Consider the following 17,095-nt stretch of genomic DNA (forward strand, 5'->3'; position numbering starts at 1 on the left):
TATTTTATGATAGCTTCGGAAACGGTGGAGGGTTCGACACAGCCGGAAGCGCTGCCCTATTCACCAACAATGGTAGCTTCAAGCGGGTCTCTATTGATTCATCTGTCTCATTGTAGTGCTGATATTCTGCTGGTTTAGACGATACAGCGACAGGCTTCGATCTCGAAAGCCCTCAGCCTCTCAATATCCCGCGACTCACACTGCGCGCCTCGCTTCCCTCGATGCTAGCGGGATCGGGGGACGGCCGAGGCGGCCTCCCCCTTTCCAAGTCCGCCAGGATGATGACTGATGGGCTGAACGTCGGATCGGCTGAATGAGAGATTCGTACGGCTCGCCCCGCTCGCCGCGTCGCTCGCGACCGACCAGTCCGGGCCTGCGGCCTGCGGCCGTTCCGGGCGTCTGGTCTCGCCGCCAGCACCAAGCGCACTTTCGGTTGCGTCGTCGGTTCCGGTGGTTGGTTGACGGACTCACGGGAGTATTCGACGTTGTAACACCGACACTCATCGGGCGAACTCCAGCTCCGTATCATCGAGGCAACTTCGGCGACCGCGACGATATAGGCAAGGCTATCAAATGCCACTATTTTCTCAGTTCGCTTGACATCTATCTCCCTCGCCGACTATTCATATTAATGTGTAATAGATATAAATATTCGTTTCTCGGTTAACTTGCATGGGTTTGTTCGGTATTAAGCAAATGTAAATTCCATAATCAACTCCGTGTGAGGAAGAAATTCACACGCAAACAACCATTGACTATGAGAAACGAACGACAGCACAAACTGACTGAATCGCACGACGAAACAGATCGATACGCCGCCGAAGATGCAGCGGAACTCGAGAAGGGCGCGTTCGACGGCAGTTCGATCGGCCGCCGCACGTTCCTGAGCGTAGCGGCTGCGACCGGCGCCGCGCTCGCTTTGCCGCGTACGGTATCTGCTGAGGTCACTGACGACGCGATGACCGATCTTGCAGAGTTTGCCGTCAACGCCGCACCCAATGACCACCAAGTAACGCTAGTCATCGAATTCGAGGACACGGTTGCCCTCCATGCGTTCTACGACGAGTACGGTGAACCGGACTGGGACATCGAGGAAGACGATTTACCTCCGAAAGCCGTGACCCGCGAGAAGCCAACACCCGCGGCCCACGCCTATCTCACCGCCGACGAGCTCACTGAGGCTCTCGATCTCGGCGGCATCGATTTCGTCGACTTCTCGCCGGGTGCAAACCCGTTCTGGAAGCTAGGTGATGCCTACGACGACCACGTCTTTCCCGAGGTCGAGGACGCACGCGACTTCGTTTCCCACAACGAGCTAGACCAGGGATTCCAATATCTGGCGGACGAGTACTCGGATCGCCTCCGCGTGCACGCTATCGGCCAGAGTCCAGGCTGGGAGAATCTGCGCACGGGTGAAGATCCCGACCCGAAGGATGTCTACGTTGCGGAAATCATGAAGAATATCCAAGATGAGGAGTCATTCGCCGAGAAAGACAAGGTTGTCTTCTCGCTTAGCATCCACGGCGACGAGCCTGCAGGCCGCGTGGCCGGCACTCGTATTATCGAGGAGGCTGCGAAGGGCACGGCCGACGACTTCGAGGACGTCCTCGACGACATCGTCATCGTGTTCGTCTTTATCAACCCGGACGGTTGGGTCGTCCGGAAGCCGCAGTACGAATTCGAGACGTGGTGGGGCGGCACGGAGCGGTTCCGATACCACCGCGGGAACGCGGCCGTCGGGGATACCAATCGACAGTACCCGACGATGGGGTGGGTCTACCCCGGGTACTGGCCCGCTGAACCCGAGGATACACCTGAGGTGCGTCCCGACGACCCGGAGGGCCGGGGATACGAAGATATGGTTCCAGACGCGCTGGCGGTCGTCGAGCACCTGCGTGGGTACGACAACGTCGAGTACCTCTGTGACTACCACATGATGGATCTGTCGGAATCCATGGTGTTGAATCTCGAGTCTAACGCACCATACAATCACGATGGGACGCACAACTTAGACGAAGTCAACATCCGTATCGGCGACGGGATGCAAGATCACTGGGGTAGCCCAGAGACGATCTCTGACGACACGTCTCGCGCCAGCGAGGCTATCTACGGTATTGAGGGCTACGTCCCAGAACGGTTGCTGGACTACGGGACGATCTACGACTCGCTAAGCTACCAGATCACCGGCGGGTTGCTCGGCTGGGCAGGCCAACCCGAGGAGTTCGGCGGCCTCGGCGCCGTGACGGTCGCTCCTGAGTTGGTGCTTCGGGACGGCTACGATTGGAAGCCGTTCATCGAGCGCCGCCTGGAGATGGCCTACCGCATCTCGATGCGCGAGTACACCGAGATGACTGCTGCGAAGACCAACGCGACCGTGGCCACCGACGGACAGGACACCGCCTACGTCGGCTCTGATGTCCTGACGCGCCGATCGGCGGATCTCCCGTACACCGACGAGAGCCCAGGCAAGGGCGATGGCAAAGGCCAGGATCGCGCTACACGGGTTCAGCGCCGCCACGAGACCGTCCAGCCGGGACCCGGCGGTAGCGCGAGCGCATCGTCGGGCCGCATAACGCACTCGCTGGCCGTACAGTTCGATGCCCACGGCATCGACGAGGGCGTCGTCAGGCTCGTCAATCCCGGCGGCCAAACCGTCCGTGAGATTGACCTTGCCGACCCGCTGTCCGATGACCAGGGTCACTTCTACGTCCCCGATCCGGACGACGGCGACTGGTCGATCGAGTACGACGGCGACACCGACATCGACGTCGAGATGGTCCTCCTCGAGACCGAGGGCGAATACCCAAACCCCGAGGAGGTTCTCGGCTACTCCCAGCGCGAATACGTTGTTAACCCAATGCAGTTCTTCGAGGATCTCGAGCCGTTCCTCGAAGAAGGGACGATCGACGGCCTGCGCGTCCACGACGTGCGCATCGGTCGGCTGATGCGGGGCAACTCCGGCAAGCGCCGGTACGACAACCTCGTCATCTCTCACGACGACGGCGTCGACGATCAGCGGTACGTCTCTGCTATCGAGGAATTCGTCGAAACCGGCGGTGACCTCGTACTCACTGACGCGGGGTTGAACCTCCTCGGGCGCCTCGACGTCGGCCAGGCCGCGGCCATCGAGGCTGACGATATCGAGTTCGGGACGACGGACTTCCCGAATCTCATGGACCGAGATCTCGACCACCCGCTGCTGACGGACGTCAGACCAATCCAGCAGGAGATCTGGAAAATATCCCAGCTCGGCTACACGACTGGCGACGACTCGCCGGTGTGGACCGTGGACACTGACGCCTTCACGGACGCCGGCGGAACTATCGCCGGCATTCTCGGCGAAGACGGTGACGTCGGCGCCGGTTTGCTGTCAGCCGGGGATGCAGAGATCAACGTGATCGGTTCCGTCTTGCCGCCGGCAAACCAGCGGGAACTCCATCCCTTTGGCATGGCCGACTACACCCTGTCGTTCATGGGGCACACGCTCATGTGCAACGCGCTCGGCTTCGAGCAGCGCCGGTACGTAAACGGCGAACTCGTCGGTACTTGGGGCGAACTCCGATAGGGCGGTCGATTGGTACCGTTCCACTTGTTTTCCTGGATCGTCTCCGGTTCCTGCTCGCCCTATGGGTTACGGGTGATCGGTCTATCACCATCGGGAGATACGTTTGAAAGTACCTCTATGGCGTCACCATGAAGGATTGTTTTCTCGCCCGGGAGGGAAATAGTTCCGCTAAGTAAGAATTATGTCTTGCCAACTCGAATACCTACTATGGCCGATTCACATTCCACCGACGGGCCGCCTCCCTTCGAGGACATATTCAACGGTGACGACGTCGAGCAGCAAATCTATGGAACCATTCTCCAGACGCGCGAGCCAGTGACGGCGAGTGCAATCGCAGATCGGATCGACTGTGACCCGAAAACTGCCCGGAAATACCTCAACTGGTTTGCGGATCTCGGGATCGTCACTCTTCACGATGGGCATCCAGCTACCTACGAGCGCAATGCCGCATATTTCGAATGGCGACACATCAATCAGCTCGCGGCACACCACTCGCTTGAGGAGCTCCAGCAGCGCGTCCGTACGTTGACAGCGAAGGTCGCACGCTATGAAGACGAGTATGACGCTGTGACCCCGGCAGACGTTGATGCGCTGGCCGTTGTCGAGACGAGCGTCGACACGTCAATCGACGATGTGTACGGTGACCTCAGCGACTGGATGACTGCTCGCCAAGAGCGAGCGCGCTACGAACGAGCACGCCAGCAACGTGCTGGTGCTACCGACCAGGAACAGGCTTCTGGATAGCGATGGTGCCGCCAACTGGCGATGGAGGCAGTCCTGTGCCGATTGATCGACCAATCCTTGAGTTTTTACAGACGAGATTCATCGCCACAAATCAGGTCGAAGAGGCAGTTATCACCGATTCGAACGGCCATCTTAAGCTTCGCATTACATTCGCTCAGCCGTATTATCCAGCGTCGGTGGATGAGGCGACCCTTGCTGTCCGGTGGTACACGAATGACGACTTCAAAATCCACTATCGAGAAGTTCACGCTGATAGCGTCTGGGAGTGTCAATGGGATCGGCATCCGAACCCACACAATACGCGAGATCATTTTCATCCACCACCCACCGCCCCGACGCTTGGCGAGAATGCCGCATGGCCAGCCGATTATCGCGATGTCTTAACACTTGTTCTCGACGAGATCGAACAGCGGTTTACGACTCTGTGGGATGAATAGGTGGTGGAACCGTCGTCATCGGACGAGTAATGAAGTACGGCACGCGTGGCACTGGACGATACGGGCGTGCATGAGAGCATAAGCCCAGAGCGTGATTTTCCATCGCAGGTTCAGCGCACTTCAAGGTGGAGCCTCCGACCTCAAGGAGCGACCGAAGGGAGCGAGTAGGTCGGAGAGGAAACCGACGAAGGACGACACAACCGCACGACAGTAGCTACCTGACTCCCGGAGGTATACGTACCATCGGGTGGTAATCTGAAATATGGAGGTGCGTCGAACCGCGCCGGTCAAACTCATCGTTCCCGATGAGCGCCGCGACGACCTCCACGAATCCGCCCGGCAGTTCCTCTACTGTGCGAACCGTGCCGCCGAGTTCTGTTGGGACGACGACTCTTACACAAATTGCGTCACGGCAAACACGACGGCACGGGACGCGCTCTATGCTGAACTACGAGAGGAAACAGGCCTCACCGCAAACCTCGTTCAAGAAGCCATCCGACGCGCCGTGCAAGCGACGAAGGGATGCGTCGAGCGGTGGAAGCAGGGCAAGCGCGTGAGCCAGCCGGAGTTCACGTCATGGAGCATGGTTTACGATAAACGAAGCGCAACCTTCTACCGCGACCATGTTTCTCTCTCGACCGTCAACGGGCGCGTCGAGTGTGACTTTGAACTCCCGGCAGATAGTCCGACGCCCTACGAGCGGTATGTCCTCTCGGAGGACTACGAGTTCCGCGCGAGTACACTGCAATACGACAAGGCGACCGACGAGTTCTACTTCCACATCACAACCCGGAAGTACGATAGCGACGAGTCCGAGGTTTCGGCAGATACCGAGCACCAAACAGTCCTCGGTATCGACCTCGGCGTCAACAGCCTCGCGGTCGCTTCGACGGGAACGTTCTGGCAGGGCGACGAATACGACCACTGGTGTCGTGAATTCGAGAAGCGACGTGGTGAGATGCAACAGCGTGGGACGCAAGCCGCGCACAACGCGCTCCTCCGCCTCGGCAAGCGCGAAGAAGCGTGGCGAAAGCAGTACATCCATACCGTCGCCAACGAAATCGTCTCGGAAGCCGTCGAGTACGATTGTGACGTAATCGTGTTCGAGGACCTAACGGACATCCGCGAGCGGCTTCCACAGGCGAAGTGGCACCACATCTGGGCGTTCCGCCGCCTGTTCGAGTACGTCGAGTACAAGGCACCGGAACGCGGCGTCACGGCGAAGCAGGTTGCGCCAAACCACACGTCCCAACGCTGTTCTCGAATGGATTGTGGGTTCACGCACCGCGACAACCGCGACGGTGGACACTTTCACTGCCAGAAATGCGGCTACGAGGTCAATGCGGACTACAATGCGGCGAAAAACATCGGGCTACGCTACGCCCGAAAGCGGAAGCACAGACTCCGGTCCTCGCCCACGTCGGGGAGCGGAGACGCACGAGTAGACGTGCGTGTGAATGGTGGGACGTTGAACGGCAAGAGTCATCGGCCTATTGCCGGGGACTGATTGCCGGGAGTCCACATCAAAGCCCTACCCTCAACGAGCGAACCCCGTATGGGGTGAGCGAAGTAGGGTAATTTACCCAACTGGTCGGTGAATCATGGCGACGGTTGACGCCCCGAACACCTTTCTAATCGCAGTACTATCCCTCGCTCATGGCGATTCTCGCACTCGCAGAGACAGCGCACGCACCCGACCCCGACTGTGGTCTGAGCGAGGGCACCATTCAGGCCGCAGAAAAGAAAGACGTCGCCCCAAGCGAGACGGATCTCCGACTGTGTCCAGACTGTTTCCCCGAGCAAGCACCTTCATAAGTGACTGTCCGCGCCTGATACCGATGCTCTGTACGACGTTCGCGAACGCACTGGAACCCCCCGATCACGCGTCGGTCGACGACATCTGTGATCTTCTTCTATCTCGAGCAGCGGCTCCGCGAGCCGAGCATCGGGATCCGGATTTCGACGACACGATAGCTGCCATTGGGAATCGATATGATGAGGCAGCCGTTCGGGAGGTCGTCCACCTCGTTCTCGTCGACGGAGTCTCGTTTCGGACTGTCGCTGCTGACCTATAGATGCGCTCGATCGACGGTGCTCGAATCGGGACGATAGCTGGTTGTGTTCACTTGTGTATTATGTTTCTGAGGGAACTGAATGCAGAAATAGATTGGGAGCGACTTCTCTGAAAGCCCTCGGCCGCTCGGCATCCCGCGACCACGCGAGACGCAGTCTCGCTGGCCCTCGTTCGCTGCGCTTACGAGGATCCCGCTGCGCTCCTGGTTCCTGTGGTGCTAGCGGGGTCGGGGGACGACCGAGGCGGCCTCGCCCTTTCGATCCACAAGGGAAAGTAACTGATCCACTACGCGCGAAACCGAGGAGGAGCGGTGGTTTTCTATGGCCCGCCCCGATCGCCGTGTGCCGCCCTCCGCATCACTCGCGACCGACCAGCCCGAGGAGTCAATTAGGAACAACAATCCGACAGGCGCGTTAATTTCTAATCATACGTAATGGAAACGGCTGACCGATCGACGTGTATTGGTGATCTCTGACATCCAGTTAATAGCGATCTCCAGTTTGGATAATTGTTTGACATTCTATCCTCTTTTGTGTTATCCCTCCATAGAATTTTCCGATAATATTCAATAAATATACACCAATATTTTTAATAACCGTAATGACGAGAGCCAAGCAATGGAATCAGATGACGAACAAATCATTCGGCTAATTACAGACTCCACGAATCGAGCGATTTTGACGACCCTCAGTGGTGCTAGTCACAAACTCGAAGTAACTGAAATCGCTGAACAACTCGTTTCACAAGATGCTATCGCACTTCGTCCGTCTGACTACGAAAATAAACTTGAGCAGACGGTTATCTCACTGCACCATAAACACCTTCCCCAACTTGACGAAGCGGGACTCATCACGTATGACCGCAATACAAACATTGCCACCATTAGTGGCGATATGGCGAATGATGTAGAGTGGGGGGAGATAGAGGTCATCGACGAATTACTGTCACAATCAAGAACTGGAAGGAGAACCAGTGAGAGTGCCATTGGAGTACTTGAGGGAAAAGAAAAAGCGTATGAATACGGTCGAAAGCTGGCCGATAAGGCCGAAAACGAACTGTTTCTCATCTACACCTCCGTTGATTTACTCGATGAGGAATGTCTCCCTAATGCTAAGAACGCAATCGAACGGGGAGTCGAGTTCTATGCCGGTGCAAAGAGTCAGGATACTCGTCAATTCTTTCAAGAATACCTTCCAGAAGCGACAGTCTGGGAACCCCAATTAGACTGGTTAAACAAGCAGTCGAGCTATCCAACAATAAGCCGACTCATTTTCGCAGATCGCGAGAAAGTCATCGTCGGTCTCTGGATCGAATCACATGCTGATGGAACCCAAACAGAGATTGCGATGATCGGTGAAGGCTCAGATAATCCCCTCGTGGTTCTTGTTCGAGAGCTTTTGGGGTCACGACTGGATCATCTGGATTACCAAAGTGAAGACTTCTTGGAAGGGCTTCCGTTCGAGACATGACGACCAAATTACTCACCGACGGTGGCAGAGACCGTAATCAGTCAAATCAATCGCCCCACTGGACATACGATATTGACACTGAGGAGCGCCCGAGTGAGGCGGTCGTGAGAGCCGTTGCAGCACTCACTGACACGGCGATTCAGAATCTCGATCCATTATACAATGTGATTGACCCAGATCATATTGATGGAATATTTACGAAGAGAACTAATACCGGTGGACGAACGGAACTCTCATTCGAGTTCAATGGCTGTGCAGTAACCGTAACGCACACTGAAGTTCGTGTGTCTATTCTTGAATGAGATAATTGTTGATTGCTATCCCTTCAGTAGTCATGGAACCGATTTTCAATTCGTCCTCACTCTGATGTAGCCCATCGACTGTGATTGATAGTAGTCAGTGTACAAGACAGTGGGGAGATCATGATTTACAGCATGACGACAGTAGGGAGTAGGTTTTGGGGTGTCAATCCCCCTCGAAAGCCCCGTACGCCCGACGGCTGCGCCTCGCTGCGCTCCTCACCGGGTTGCGGTGCGTGCGTCGGCTCACTCGCCGAGCGCCCGGCCCCTTTCAGTCCCCCCAGGTTTGGGTGATCGGAGTGGGTCCCCGATCGTCGTCGATGTTGTCGCAGTGCACGTGTTGCTCATACGTTCACTCACTCAATTCCTGCACCGCCGTAACCACATCCCAGTTCCGTCGGATGGCCTCCATTCCGAGAACCTTCCCGGCGTCCGTGAATCGGCCGTCGCCGAGCGCCTCCTTGTCGAGTTCGCTGTAGACTTCGCGGCCGCTCACCTCGAACGTCTCCGCCTCGTGTTGTCCATCCAGAAGTGCCTCGACTTGCTCGTCCGTCGGCTCCTCGTGGAGGAACGTGACGTAGTGTTTGATGCCATCCTCCGCTGGAACGTCGAAGGGCTGCTCGATCACGACGTCCTGGAGTTCCGTTCGCGTTCTGATCATCACGGAGATGTCGTAGCCGAACGTGTCCTCGATTGCGTCGTGGATGGACTGTTTACTCGAACATGTTTATCTAGGCGATGTTCGAAGTCTCCTTCGTCGGATTCCGACACTCAGGAATGCACCTTGAAGCGGATTCTGTCCGACCACGTCGACACCGATTTCCGCAGAAAAGGTCTTATAATCGCGGTAGCGCCATTTAGTTCCCTCCTAAATCGTTCACCGAATTCACGAACCGTCGACGATCACCGCGTTTCTTTAAAATCGAACGCAGTTGCAGAACAAAGGCCGCGGATAGCATCGATATAACGACACAATGAGCGATTGAAAATAATCCGAGGATCAGATATGGAATTCGATGACCAAAAGACTGCGACTGAGTCGGATCAATCCGAGAGACGCGAACGAAGTTCATCACTTGCTTCCGTATCTCGCGGTGCAGGGCTCTTTTTGGTCGGAAAGGGGGCGGATAACGTGCTTCGATTGGGTATCAATATTATTTTAACGCGAGGGCTTGGTGAAGCGCTTTTCGGCGTTTACAGTTACGGATACGTTATTCTATCCATCGTTCGCACAGTGACTAACCTCGGGACGGATACGTCGATACTCAAATTCCTGCCGCAGTATAGCGGACAGAAACCGAAACAGAATCAAATGCTAGGTTTAGCGCTTTTCACATCACTTGCCGGGGGTATACTCATTAGTGGGTTCATCTTTCTTGGGGCCCCGATTATTACGGAGTTAACGCTAAAAAATCCACTACTGACCAATGTTTTGCGGATTTTAGCACTCGTCATCCCGTTTACAACATTGAGCAATATCCTGCAAACCGTCTTCAAGGCGCTTGAACTCCCTGAATATCAAGTTCTTCTGATGAACATCGTGACACCGAGCGTTCAACTACTCTTTATTGCTATTCCAATTCTCCTCGGATACAAGCTTCTCGGCGTCGTTGCGGCGAGCGTCGCGGCTGGCGTTGTCGTTTTTATTGCAACAGTTTCACTTTTTGCCTCTCGGATGACGCTTCGACCAACGTTACGGGGCTCACGTAGCGATATCGTCGAATTTTACAACTACTCGCTACCGTTAACGCTCACACAAGCGGGGGCGATCCTTGCGAATCGAATCGACTTACTGATGGTCGGCATCTTTATCTCGCAGGGAAGCACTGTTGGAATTTATAAAGCAGCACTGGTCGTTGCAGGAATGCTCGTCCTGCCGCTGAGCGCGTTCAACCAAATCTTCCCTCCCGTCGCCTCTCGTCTCTACACAAACGGGAAAATGGCTGAGTTGCAATCACTTTATCAGCAAATCACGCGCTGGATCTTTACTGTCGCACTTTTTCTCGCGCTCGGTGCAATTGTCTACTCGAAGGAAATTTTGTTCATCTTCGGTGAGGGATACACAGATGGTAGCTCCATCCTCATTCTCTTTACTCTCGGCCAGTTAGCGAACGCTGCAGTCGGCCCTAGCGGTTTTTTGCTGATGATGACAGATCACCAGTATATTTCACTCGTTAATCGGTGGGGACTCGGCATTCTAAACGTGATTTGTAATTATGTGTTCATCCAGGAATTTGGAGTTATTGGGGCAGCACTCGCAACAGCGAGTGTCCTCGCTCTAATAAATCTCGTTCGGGTCGTCGAAGTTTGGTACACTGAACATCTGTTCCCCTACTCCCGTCGATTCGTAAAACCCATCGTTGCAGGTCTCGGCACTGGGCTTATCATGTACGGATTACGGTCTGTGCTCTCTGGGTATCCACTTCTCGTTGTCGGCGGAGGAGTAGGGTTTTGTGCCTTCGGCGCTCTTCTGTTGGCTGCTGGCATTGAGGAAGAAGATCATGAATTTTTCTCAATGTGTGTTTCGTATGTCAAAAATTTGTAAACGATGTACAGCTTCATAGAATTGCAGGGCGAGGATATCCGCGTCTTTAGGCGCGGGAGGAATCACCCGTCTATGGTCGCAAACGCCGAAGCCGGAAGATTTACGCTCTGAGGGGGCGTATTTCCGATACTCCTCGACGGCCAAAACGGACGCCGGGGAGGGGCCTCCGTAGGCAGGCCCCAAACAGCGGGACGGTGACGGTGTCACTCCGACCACGCGTGCCGTGGCGCGAAACACCCGAGAACACGCTGAATTAAAGCGGTGTGAGACGTCAGCGGTCCTCGCGGATACAACCCCCGCGAGAGTACGCCGGACGGGATAGAACAATTCCGACCGGAAGAACCGGCGGCGTGCAACCCGCCACGCCGATATCGAGGACGTGCCTGAAACCTTCGGGGGAATGCCACGTCCTTTAGGGCGTGGTAGCTTACTGCGCACATGTGTTCAACCTCAACGGTGAAGCAGAGAGATCTTTACTCAAAGTTACAACTACACCACCATATGACATTATCGGGTAGAGGAGCGCAACAGTACGCTGTTTGGTCGCTTTTGCATCCGTTTCCGTGGCAGTTGCGCCAGCAACTGCTCCGGATCAACACCGACTAATTCTCACCTTCCGCAGTCATGAAGCTACTACGTCCTTAGAGAGCATCAACACTTTCGCGAATCCCTATTACTCGGTCGTCTCAGGGACGTACCCGTGCAGGAAAGGGAGCTTCGTGTTTATGACCCCTTCGACGAAGTCTATGACGACTTTGTCTTCAGGTTGGAGACAGCCCTGTGTGGAGATGATGGTGAGAGTTGCTACAGCAGCTCCAACCAACGCAAGAGGGAGCGTAAATATGCTGAGCGTAATCGTTTGCATGAGCAATACGGTCGGCGGAATCAATAGTAGCGGCACGCGTGTTATCGTTCGAACTGTCCAGCGCGAGAAAGGTGTTATTCCAAACTTCGACCAAAGAACGGCTACCATGAAGACGTTGAGAGTGATGTTCGCGATCGCGGATGCGACGGAAGCCCCGATGAACCCGTAAGTCGGGATCAACACAAGATTCATGAGTAGGTTGAGGACGTATGCGATCGCGTTGCCCACGAGAATTAGCTTTGTGTGCCCGAGTGCTGACAACGTTTCACGGTTTCGGCCACCGGCTGCCTCTGTGAAAAACCCAATTGAGAGGATGGCAAGTGCTAACGCGCCGTGGGCGTAGCGCGAACCGAAGAACACGGTCAGAACGTCGTCAGGAGAGACCACGAAGAGGAGGAACGCGGGGAACGTGACGATAAAGATCCATTTCGTCGTGAGCTGATAAATTGTAGCTATTTCATCTCGTTTCCCATTCGCATCGAGCCGTGAAGCAAGCGGGAGATAGAGGAATCCGAAGGACGAGAGAGCAAGCAGGAGGCCGTTTGCGAGAGGGTACGCGGAGGAATACAGTCCAACCTCGTGGGAAGTGGTGAAGTATCCAAGCATCACCGTATCGGTTCGGGTCAGGAGGTCCGCGAGAACCGACGAGACCACGAGCGGCGCAGAGAATACCGCTATCTCGCGTATGTGGAGGCGAAACGACCCGACGAGCGGGAACAGGCGATTCAGAAGGTAATGAGAGACAAGGAACACCACAGCGGCACTGACGAAATACGCGTATCCGGCCGCCATTGCCCCGAAGCCTAAGGAAAGCAGCACGCCGAGGAGGAGAACTCTACCGAGTGGGTACAATAAATCACCGACAAATATCTTATAAATGGTGTTTTCTAACCCGCGGATTCCACCGACACCAACCTGATACCAGACGTAGAGTGGGATGGTGAGCGCGAATATCAGAATCAGTTGGCTCGAAGCGGAGCTATCAAACAGTTGCGAAGTAATGAAGTTAGCGTTAAAAATTATCAAACCAACCAACACCACGGCTACCGCCCCAGTAAAGAGGATGCCAGTCAGCCATGTTCCCCGAATATCTCGCTTGTCGTCGAACCGAGCCACGTAGCGCGGAACTCCCTGGCTGAAACCAAGGAGCGCTAACGTACCCGCCAGCGACATGATCGTAAGTGCAATGCTTACTTCGCCGTACGCCGCAGTCGAGAGGCCACGTCCGATAACGATGCGTTCAAGAAGATTCCCCACTGAATAGAACACGGCACCGACGAATACGAGGCTCGCACTCGAAAGGAGGCTCTGAAGTTCGCGTTCCGTGCCCATGGATTAGAGGTGGCCGAAATTTTCCATTCGGAGTTCGGTCCATCCATCGTCAGCAAATCCGCTCTCAATTCCATATCCAAAGTCGGAAAGCATGTTCATCGGAACCGGTAGTAGTTCACCGGTGATCGTGGTTGTCACTTGGGTTGAGATAGGGAAGCCAATTGTTGTTCCCGAGAAAACGAACTGCTGGTACAACCAACTAATACAGGCGCTGAATCGTTTTTCGGACATACAATTCTTCATACCGCCTTAAACGCTGTTTCAAAACCACTTTGTTATACTCCGAGTCAAAGAGAGACAAGAACATCTTACCAGCTTGTGAACGCTCGTGAACGGCCAATCCACAATGATGCATCGACTCTATCGCAAAATATTAATAAGAAATTAGATGGTACGGCGGGCGTACCCCAGCAAATGACTTTGGAAATAGGCGAGATGCGCTGATGAGGCCGTCACAGAAGGGTTCACACCCCGACACTGTCTAGCGGTCGAAATCCATGAAATAGGCCTCTTTAAGTGAAGAGGAGAACTGCTAGTGACCTCCTCCACGCCGTGAACGACGTGGCATCCCACCATGGGATATCGGCCACTAGCCTTTGAGGTTCTAACCCGCACTCTCACAGGAACCGGCGACATCTCGGAAGACACAATCTTCCGACGAGTCCGCGAGAGCTCTGCTCTCGTAAGACACCGGGGGAACCTCTCGGTGTGACTCCCGTGCTAGGGCTATGGCCCGGTCACACAGGCCCCATCTCCGACCGAGTCATCGGCATACGTGTATTCTCTGGCATGACTCTCTCCGCCGGAGTAGCATGTCCAAACACATAGTACAGACGCTTAACCGTACCGCCGTGGGATATCCGCCCCCGCAACCGACGGTGGGTAGTCGGCCGGGCCTCCCGTTCGCCCCGCGCCTCAAGACGCGGGTATGTACTACAAACTGCTAATCACCTAACGTGACGCTATATATGTTGGTTGTAACAGTAACCGCGTCAAGTATTCTGTGACACCCTTCTCTCCATAGCATATTCACAGAGAGACGACAAACACCGTGAATCGCCTGAAGATTAACTCGAAGACTTCCCATAGATTCGTCGGATATTCCCGCATTGCGACCGAAAGGGTAGATCACCTTGACCTCCTCCCCGCCGTAAACGGCGAGGATTCCCCCGTGGGGTGTCGGGCGGTCCGACACTCCCGGCGGTAACTTGCGGGTTTGTATGCTCCACGTCGAGGCGGTGAGCGCGTGGCGACACCAGTTCATATGAACTCCCTCGCTTGTGGCATACGAGCGGGGCCATCAGCCGTACTCACCGTTGAAGCCACGTCGGTGAGACCCACACGGGCAGGGGTGCTGTAGTTGGTGACGGGGAAGCCCAAGCCAGCCCCAATTTTCCCGGTTGAGTTGGAAATACATACGACACCGAGCGGCCTAAATCTTGCGGTAGTGTGTCTGTGCCTATCGCTTAGACCCTATCCTAAAGGGCCAGGCTTCCGCTTGCTATACGTCATTTCGGAAAAATTCGCTGATTTTCTCAAATATAGAATTTGAGTGCCCAGGGTGCGGTGGAACTATGAAAGAACAAGACGAATACTGCCGGCATTGTGGGCGACAACTACTGGAAAAGACAAAATTGATTTTCCTACCGTTGTATCATTGGAATCCATTGAATATAGTTAGCTGACGCGATTGGCCGTTACTACCGCAAGTACCCCTCCCCCTATTACCGTTGGAACCCAGTAAATGAGTCCACGGAAGATGATGACCGCAGCCACAATGACCGCAGATTCTATACTTGTTGTTGAGGCAAGGAGTGCAACAAGAACTGTTTCAATTCCACCTGCCCCACCGGGAAGTGGTGTTACGCCAGCAATAGCGCTAATTGGGATTGCGAATAACACAACCGAAAAAGGAACTGTTGTTCCAATTGCGTAGAACGCTAGCCATAATGCACCTGCTTGAAACAGCCAACCAGCACTAGAAAACCCAAGTGCAGTTATGAGTTGTATTGGATTTCTAGCAACTTTCTCGATTGTCTGAATAAAGTGTTTAATTCGACCTCTAATTGCCTCCTGGCTAGGCGCAGAAAAGCGTGGAATCACGCCTGCAATTTGGCGGAGTAATCCAGCGAGGCCAGATGAAAGATACTGTTCAACAACAACACGAGATGTCCATAAGTAGTAGCCACCGCCAAAGATAATCACACCTAGTCCGCTGAGAAGAACGGCTGCGAACTTCATGTGCGATGTGAGCGTCAACACGATTGCATAGTAGCCAATTCCAATCATGGCAAACAAGAACGACGGAACAAAATTGAGCGTGTCAACGCTTGCGATTGCCGCTAACCCCGTTTCGTACTTCGTTTCTGATGTTCGTGAGATCAAATAGGCTGTAATCGGTTCACCACCGGCTTGGCCGAATGGTGTTACATTGTTTGAGAAGGTAGCGCCTGAAAACAGGAAAAACGACCGCGGAATGGACACTGATACGTCCAATGTCTGAAGAACCGTTCTCAGTGATTGGCTCCAGGCGAATAACCAGCCGATTATCGTCACGAGTACAAGCCCAATAATCGTCCGCTGTGCCTGTTGTAATGCAGTGAGAACAGGTTCGATATCAACAAACCAGAATAAGAGGGCGAATACAGGAACAGTAAGAAGAAACCCAAAGAGGACTCTCTGAACGAGCGAGCGATCCATATGATTGGTAGAGCGAACCGCTCATATCAATCTTTTGGTTCATCAATCGTTAATTCCCACAGAATATGAAATCGCAATAACTGGAATATGTCTTGTTGCTAGCGTAGTATCAGCGTCGATGCCCGCTTAAAGAGTCCCAGTGATGGTTTCAAGAATTAGAATATAACTGTCCGCCAAGCAACGGACTCAAATTGAGAGAACCCGTACTGGTTCTCCATACAGCAGCTAAGAATGATGCAGATACAAGATCTAATCAACGAAATCGTAGTGAATGTTGATTCTATTCTATTATTTGAACCTAATAAAGATAGTTATAATCTATATAAAGATATAACTAATACTGTGACAATTGCTAAAGAGAACGAATTCGATAAGGAACAGTTTATCGAATTGCCTATCGACTTTCAGGACACAACCGAACTCGTTCGATTTGGGATTACAGGTGCACTAGACCAGGGGTTTGTTGAGGAAAACACTGCTGCGATTTGCGTTACAAATCTTTTCAATAGTGATGCTGATTCAATCACTCGTGTTTCCGTTGATGGGAATAATGAGAGTGAGTTCTATGATTTCTTTGCTTTTTCACGTGCTGAGGCATCTGTCATCGGAGAAACGCTCAAATTAGCTATCAGTCTTGGGAAGCAAGGGCAGAAAGGTGAACCAGTTGGTGCTCTTTTTTCTATCGGTGATGCAGGCACTGTGATGAGTTCCTCCCGTTCACTATCGTATAATCCATTTGATCAGTCTCATGTTCGCGTTGGCGATTCAATAATGAAGGTGATGCTCAAGGAATTCTCACGACTTGACGGTGCATTCGTTATCTCGGATGCCGGCAAAATCGTCAGTGCCTATCAGTATCTCGAACCAATAATTGAGGATCTCAATATCCCAAAAGGACTTGGAACACGGCATCATGCGGCAGCGGCGATCACGAACGAGACCGATGCTGTCACAATCGTTCTCAGTGAAAGCGATAGTCGCGTTCGTGGATTCAAGAATGGCGATTTAATCTTCAATATTGATCCAGAAATGTACTGATTGCTTGTTTCCAAATCCTTTGTCAGC

General features: G+C 53.8%; 15 protein-coding genes. 10 read left to right on the top strand and 5 right to left on the bottom strand.

Going from position 1 to position 17,095, the window contains the following annotated elements; genetic code table 11:
* Positions 1 to 172: 172 nt before the first annotated feature.
* Positions 173 to 580 (bottom strand): hypothetical protein, encoded by a 408-nt coding sequence (locus tag LIW51_RS29815; RefSeq protein WP_227379161.1) that lies wholly within the window; start codon positions 578 to 580, stop codon positions 173 to 175.
* Between the two features lie 177 nt (positions 581 to 757).
* Here LIW51_RS29815 and LIW51_RS29820 point away from each other — a divergent pair, with 177 nt between their 5' ends.
* From LIW51_RS29820 to LIW51_RS39570, 8 genes are all read left to right on the top strand, one after another.
* Positions 758 to 3,565, top strand: coding sequence for a M14 family zinc carboxypeptidase (locus tag LIW51_RS29820; protein ID WP_227379162.1), 2,808 nt, complete (start codon positions 758 to 760; stop codon positions 3,563 to 3,565).
* A gap of 207 nt (positions 3,566 to 3,772) precedes the next feature.
* Positions 3,773 to 4,309, top strand: a complete 537-nt coding sequence (locus LIW51_RS29825; protein ID WP_227379163.1) for a DUF7342 family protein — start codon at positions 3,773 to 3,775, stop codon at positions 4,307 to 4,309.
* 2 nt (positions 4,310 to 4,311) lie between these two features.
* The gene (locus LIW51_RS29830; protein ID WP_227379164.1) at positions 4,312 to 4,746 is read left to right on the top strand and encodes a toxin-antitoxin system TumE family protein; all 435 of its coding nucleotides are present in this window, start codon (positions 4,312 to 4,314) and stop codon (positions 4,744 to 4,746) included.
* A 262-nt stretch (positions 4,747 to 5,008) separates the two neighbouring features.
* A complete protein-coding gene (locus LIW51_RS29835; RefSeq protein WP_227379165.1) occupies positions 5,009 to 6,253 on the top strand; it encodes an RNA-guided endonuclease InsQ/TnpB family protein in 1,245 nt (414 codons plus the stop codon).
* A 149-nt stretch (positions 6,254 to 6,402) separates the two neighbouring features.
* The gene (locus tag LIW51_RS29840; protein WP_227379166.1) at positions 6,403 to 6,561 is read left to right on the top strand and encodes a hypothetical protein; all 159 of its coding nucleotides are present in this window, start codon (positions 6,403 to 6,405) and stop codon (positions 6,559 to 6,561) included.
* A 23-nt stretch (positions 6,562 to 6,584) separates the two neighbouring features.
* The gene (locus LIW51_RS29845) at positions 6,585 to 6,821 is read left to right on the top strand and encodes a DUF8158 family protein (RefSeq protein ID WP_368411874.1); all 237 of its coding nucleotides are present in this window, start codon (positions 6,585 to 6,587) and stop codon (positions 6,819 to 6,821) included.
* A gap of 616 nt (positions 6,822 to 7,437) precedes the next feature.
* Positions 7,438 to 8,289 (top strand): DUF7344 domain-containing protein, encoded by an 852-nt coding sequence (locus LIW51_RS29850; RefSeq protein WP_227379167.1) that lies wholly within the window; start codon positions 7,438 to 7,440, stop codon positions 8,287 to 8,289.
* On the top strand, positions 8,286 to 8,591 hold the full coding sequence (locus LIW51_RS39570) for a HalOD1 output domain-containing protein (RefSeq protein ID WP_227379168.1): 306 nt from the start codon (positions 8,286 to 8,288) through the stop codon (positions 8,589 to 8,591). Before LIW51_RS29850 ends, LIW51_RS39570 begins: the two co-directional genes overlap by 4 nt.
* 349 nt (positions 8,592 to 8,940) lie before the next feature.
* Here LIW51_RS39570 and LIW51_RS29860 read toward each other — a convergent pair whose 3' ends face one another.
* Positions 8,941 to 9,249, bottom strand: a complete 309-nt coding sequence (locus LIW51_RS29860) for a DUF1697 domain-containing protein (RefSeq protein WP_255767602.1) — start codon at positions 9,247 to 9,249, stop codon at positions 8,941 to 8,943.
* Positions 9,250 to 9,594: 345 nt separating this feature from the next.
* Here LIW51_RS29860 and LIW51_RS29865 point away from each other — a divergent pair, with 345 nt between their 5' ends.
* Positions 9,595 to 11,133, top strand: coding sequence for a flippase (locus tag LIW51_RS29865; protein WP_227379169.1), 1,539 nt, complete (start codon positions 9,595 to 9,597; stop codon positions 11,131 to 11,133).
* 673 nt (positions 11,134 to 11,806) lie between these two features.
* On the opposite strand, the gene LIW51_RS29870 is transcribed toward LIW51_RS29865, so the two are convergent.
* The 3 genes from LIW51_RS29870 to LIW51_RS29880 all read right to left on the bottom strand — a co-directional run bounded on the left by LIW51_RS29870 (position 11,807) and on the right by LIW51_RS29880 (position 16,030).
* Positions 11,807 to 13,330: a flippase gene (locus LIW51_RS29870; RefSeq protein ID WP_227379170.1), complete on the bottom strand. Its 1,524-nt coding sequence runs from the start codon at positions 13,328 to 13,330 to the stop codon at positions 11,807 to 11,809.
* A gap of 3 nt (positions 13,331 to 13,333) precedes the next feature.
* Positions 13,334 to 13,561 (bottom strand): hypothetical protein, encoded by a 228-nt coding sequence (locus tag LIW51_RS29875; protein WP_227379171.1) that lies wholly within the window; start codon positions 13,559 to 13,561, stop codon positions 13,334 to 13,336.
* A gap of 1,446 nt (positions 13,562 to 15,007) precedes the next feature.
* Positions 15,008 to 16,030 (bottom strand): lysylphosphatidylglycerol synthase transmembrane domain-containing protein, encoded by a 1,023-nt coding sequence (locus tag LIW51_RS29880; RefSeq protein WP_227379172.1) that lies wholly within the window; start codon positions 16,028 to 16,030, stop codon positions 15,008 to 15,010.
* Positions 16,031 to 16,261: 231 nt separating this feature from the next.
* On the opposite strand from LIW51_RS29880, the gene dacZ reads away from it, so the two are divergent.
* Entirely contained in the window at positions 16,262 to 17,068 is an 807-nt protein-coding gene (gene dacZ / locus LIW51_RS29885) for a diadenylate cyclase DacZ (protein ID WP_227379173.1), read from the top strand.
* The last annotated feature ends 27 nt before the right edge of the window (positions 17,069 to 17,095 follow it).

Origin of the sequence: Haladaptatus halobius, from assembly GCF_020618475.1 — an archaeon.
In the GTDB taxonomy this organism is placed as follows: domain Archaea; phylum Halobacteriota; class Halobacteria; order Halobacteriales; family Haladaptataceae; genus Haladaptatus; species Haladaptatus halobius.

Bases quoted from the DNA above. Each gene is read 5' to 3' on its own strand.
- LIW51_RS39570 (WP_227379168.1), top strand. From the start codon at position 8,286: ATGACGACCAAATTACTCACCGACGGTGGCAGAGACCGTAATCAGTCA.
- LIW51_RS29830 (WP_227379164.1), top strand. From the start codon at position 4,312: ATGGTGCCGCCAACTGGCGATGGAGGCAGTCCTGTGCCGATTGATCGA.
- LIW51_RS29825 (WP_227379163.1), top strand. From the start codon at position 3,773: ATGGCCGATTCACATTCCACCGACGGGCCGCCTCCCTTCGAGGACATA.
- LIW51_RS29840 (WP_227379166.1), top strand. From the start codon at position 6,403: ATGGCGATTCTCGCACTCGCAGAGACAGCGCACGCACCCGACCCCGAC.
- LIW51_RS29850 (WP_227379167.1), top strand. From the start codon at position 7,438: ATGGAATCAGATGACGAACAAATCATTCGGCTAATTACAGACTCCACG.
- dacZ (WP_227379173.1), top strand. From the start codon at position 16,262: ATGATGCAGATACAAGATCTAATCAACGAAATCGTAGTGAATGTTGAT.
- LIW51_RS29875 (WP_227379171.1), bottom strand. From the start codon at position 13,561: ATGTCCGAAAAACGATTCAGCGCCTGTATTAGTTGGTTGTACCAGCAG.
- LIW51_RS29820 (WP_227379162.1), top strand. From the start codon at position 758: ATGAGAAACGAACGACAGCACAAACTGACTGAATCGCACGACGAAACA.
- LIW51_RS29860 (WP_255767602.1), bottom strand. From the start codon at position 9,249: ATGATCAGAACGCGAACGGAACTCCAGGACGTCGTGATCGAGCAGCCC.
- LIW51_RS29865 (WP_227379169.1), top strand. From the start codon at position 9,595: ATGGAATTCGATGACCAAAAGACTGCGACTGAGTCGGATCAATCCGAG.
- LIW51_RS29845 (WP_368411874.1), top strand. From the start codon at position 6,585: ATGCTCTGTACGACGTTCGCGAACGCACTGGAACCCCCCGATCACGCG.
- LIW51_RS29870 (WP_227379170.1), bottom strand. From the start codon at position 13,330: ATGGGCACGGAACGCGAACTTCAGAGCCTCCTTTCGAGTGCGAGCCTC.
- LIW51_RS29880 (WP_227379172.1), bottom strand. From the start codon at position 16,030: ATGGATCGCTCGCTCGTTCAGAGAGTCCTCTTTGGGTTTCTTCTTACT.
- LIW51_RS29835 (WP_227379165.1), top strand. From the start codon at position 5,009: ATGGAGGTGCGTCGAACCGCGCCGGTCAAACTCATCGTTCCCGATGAG.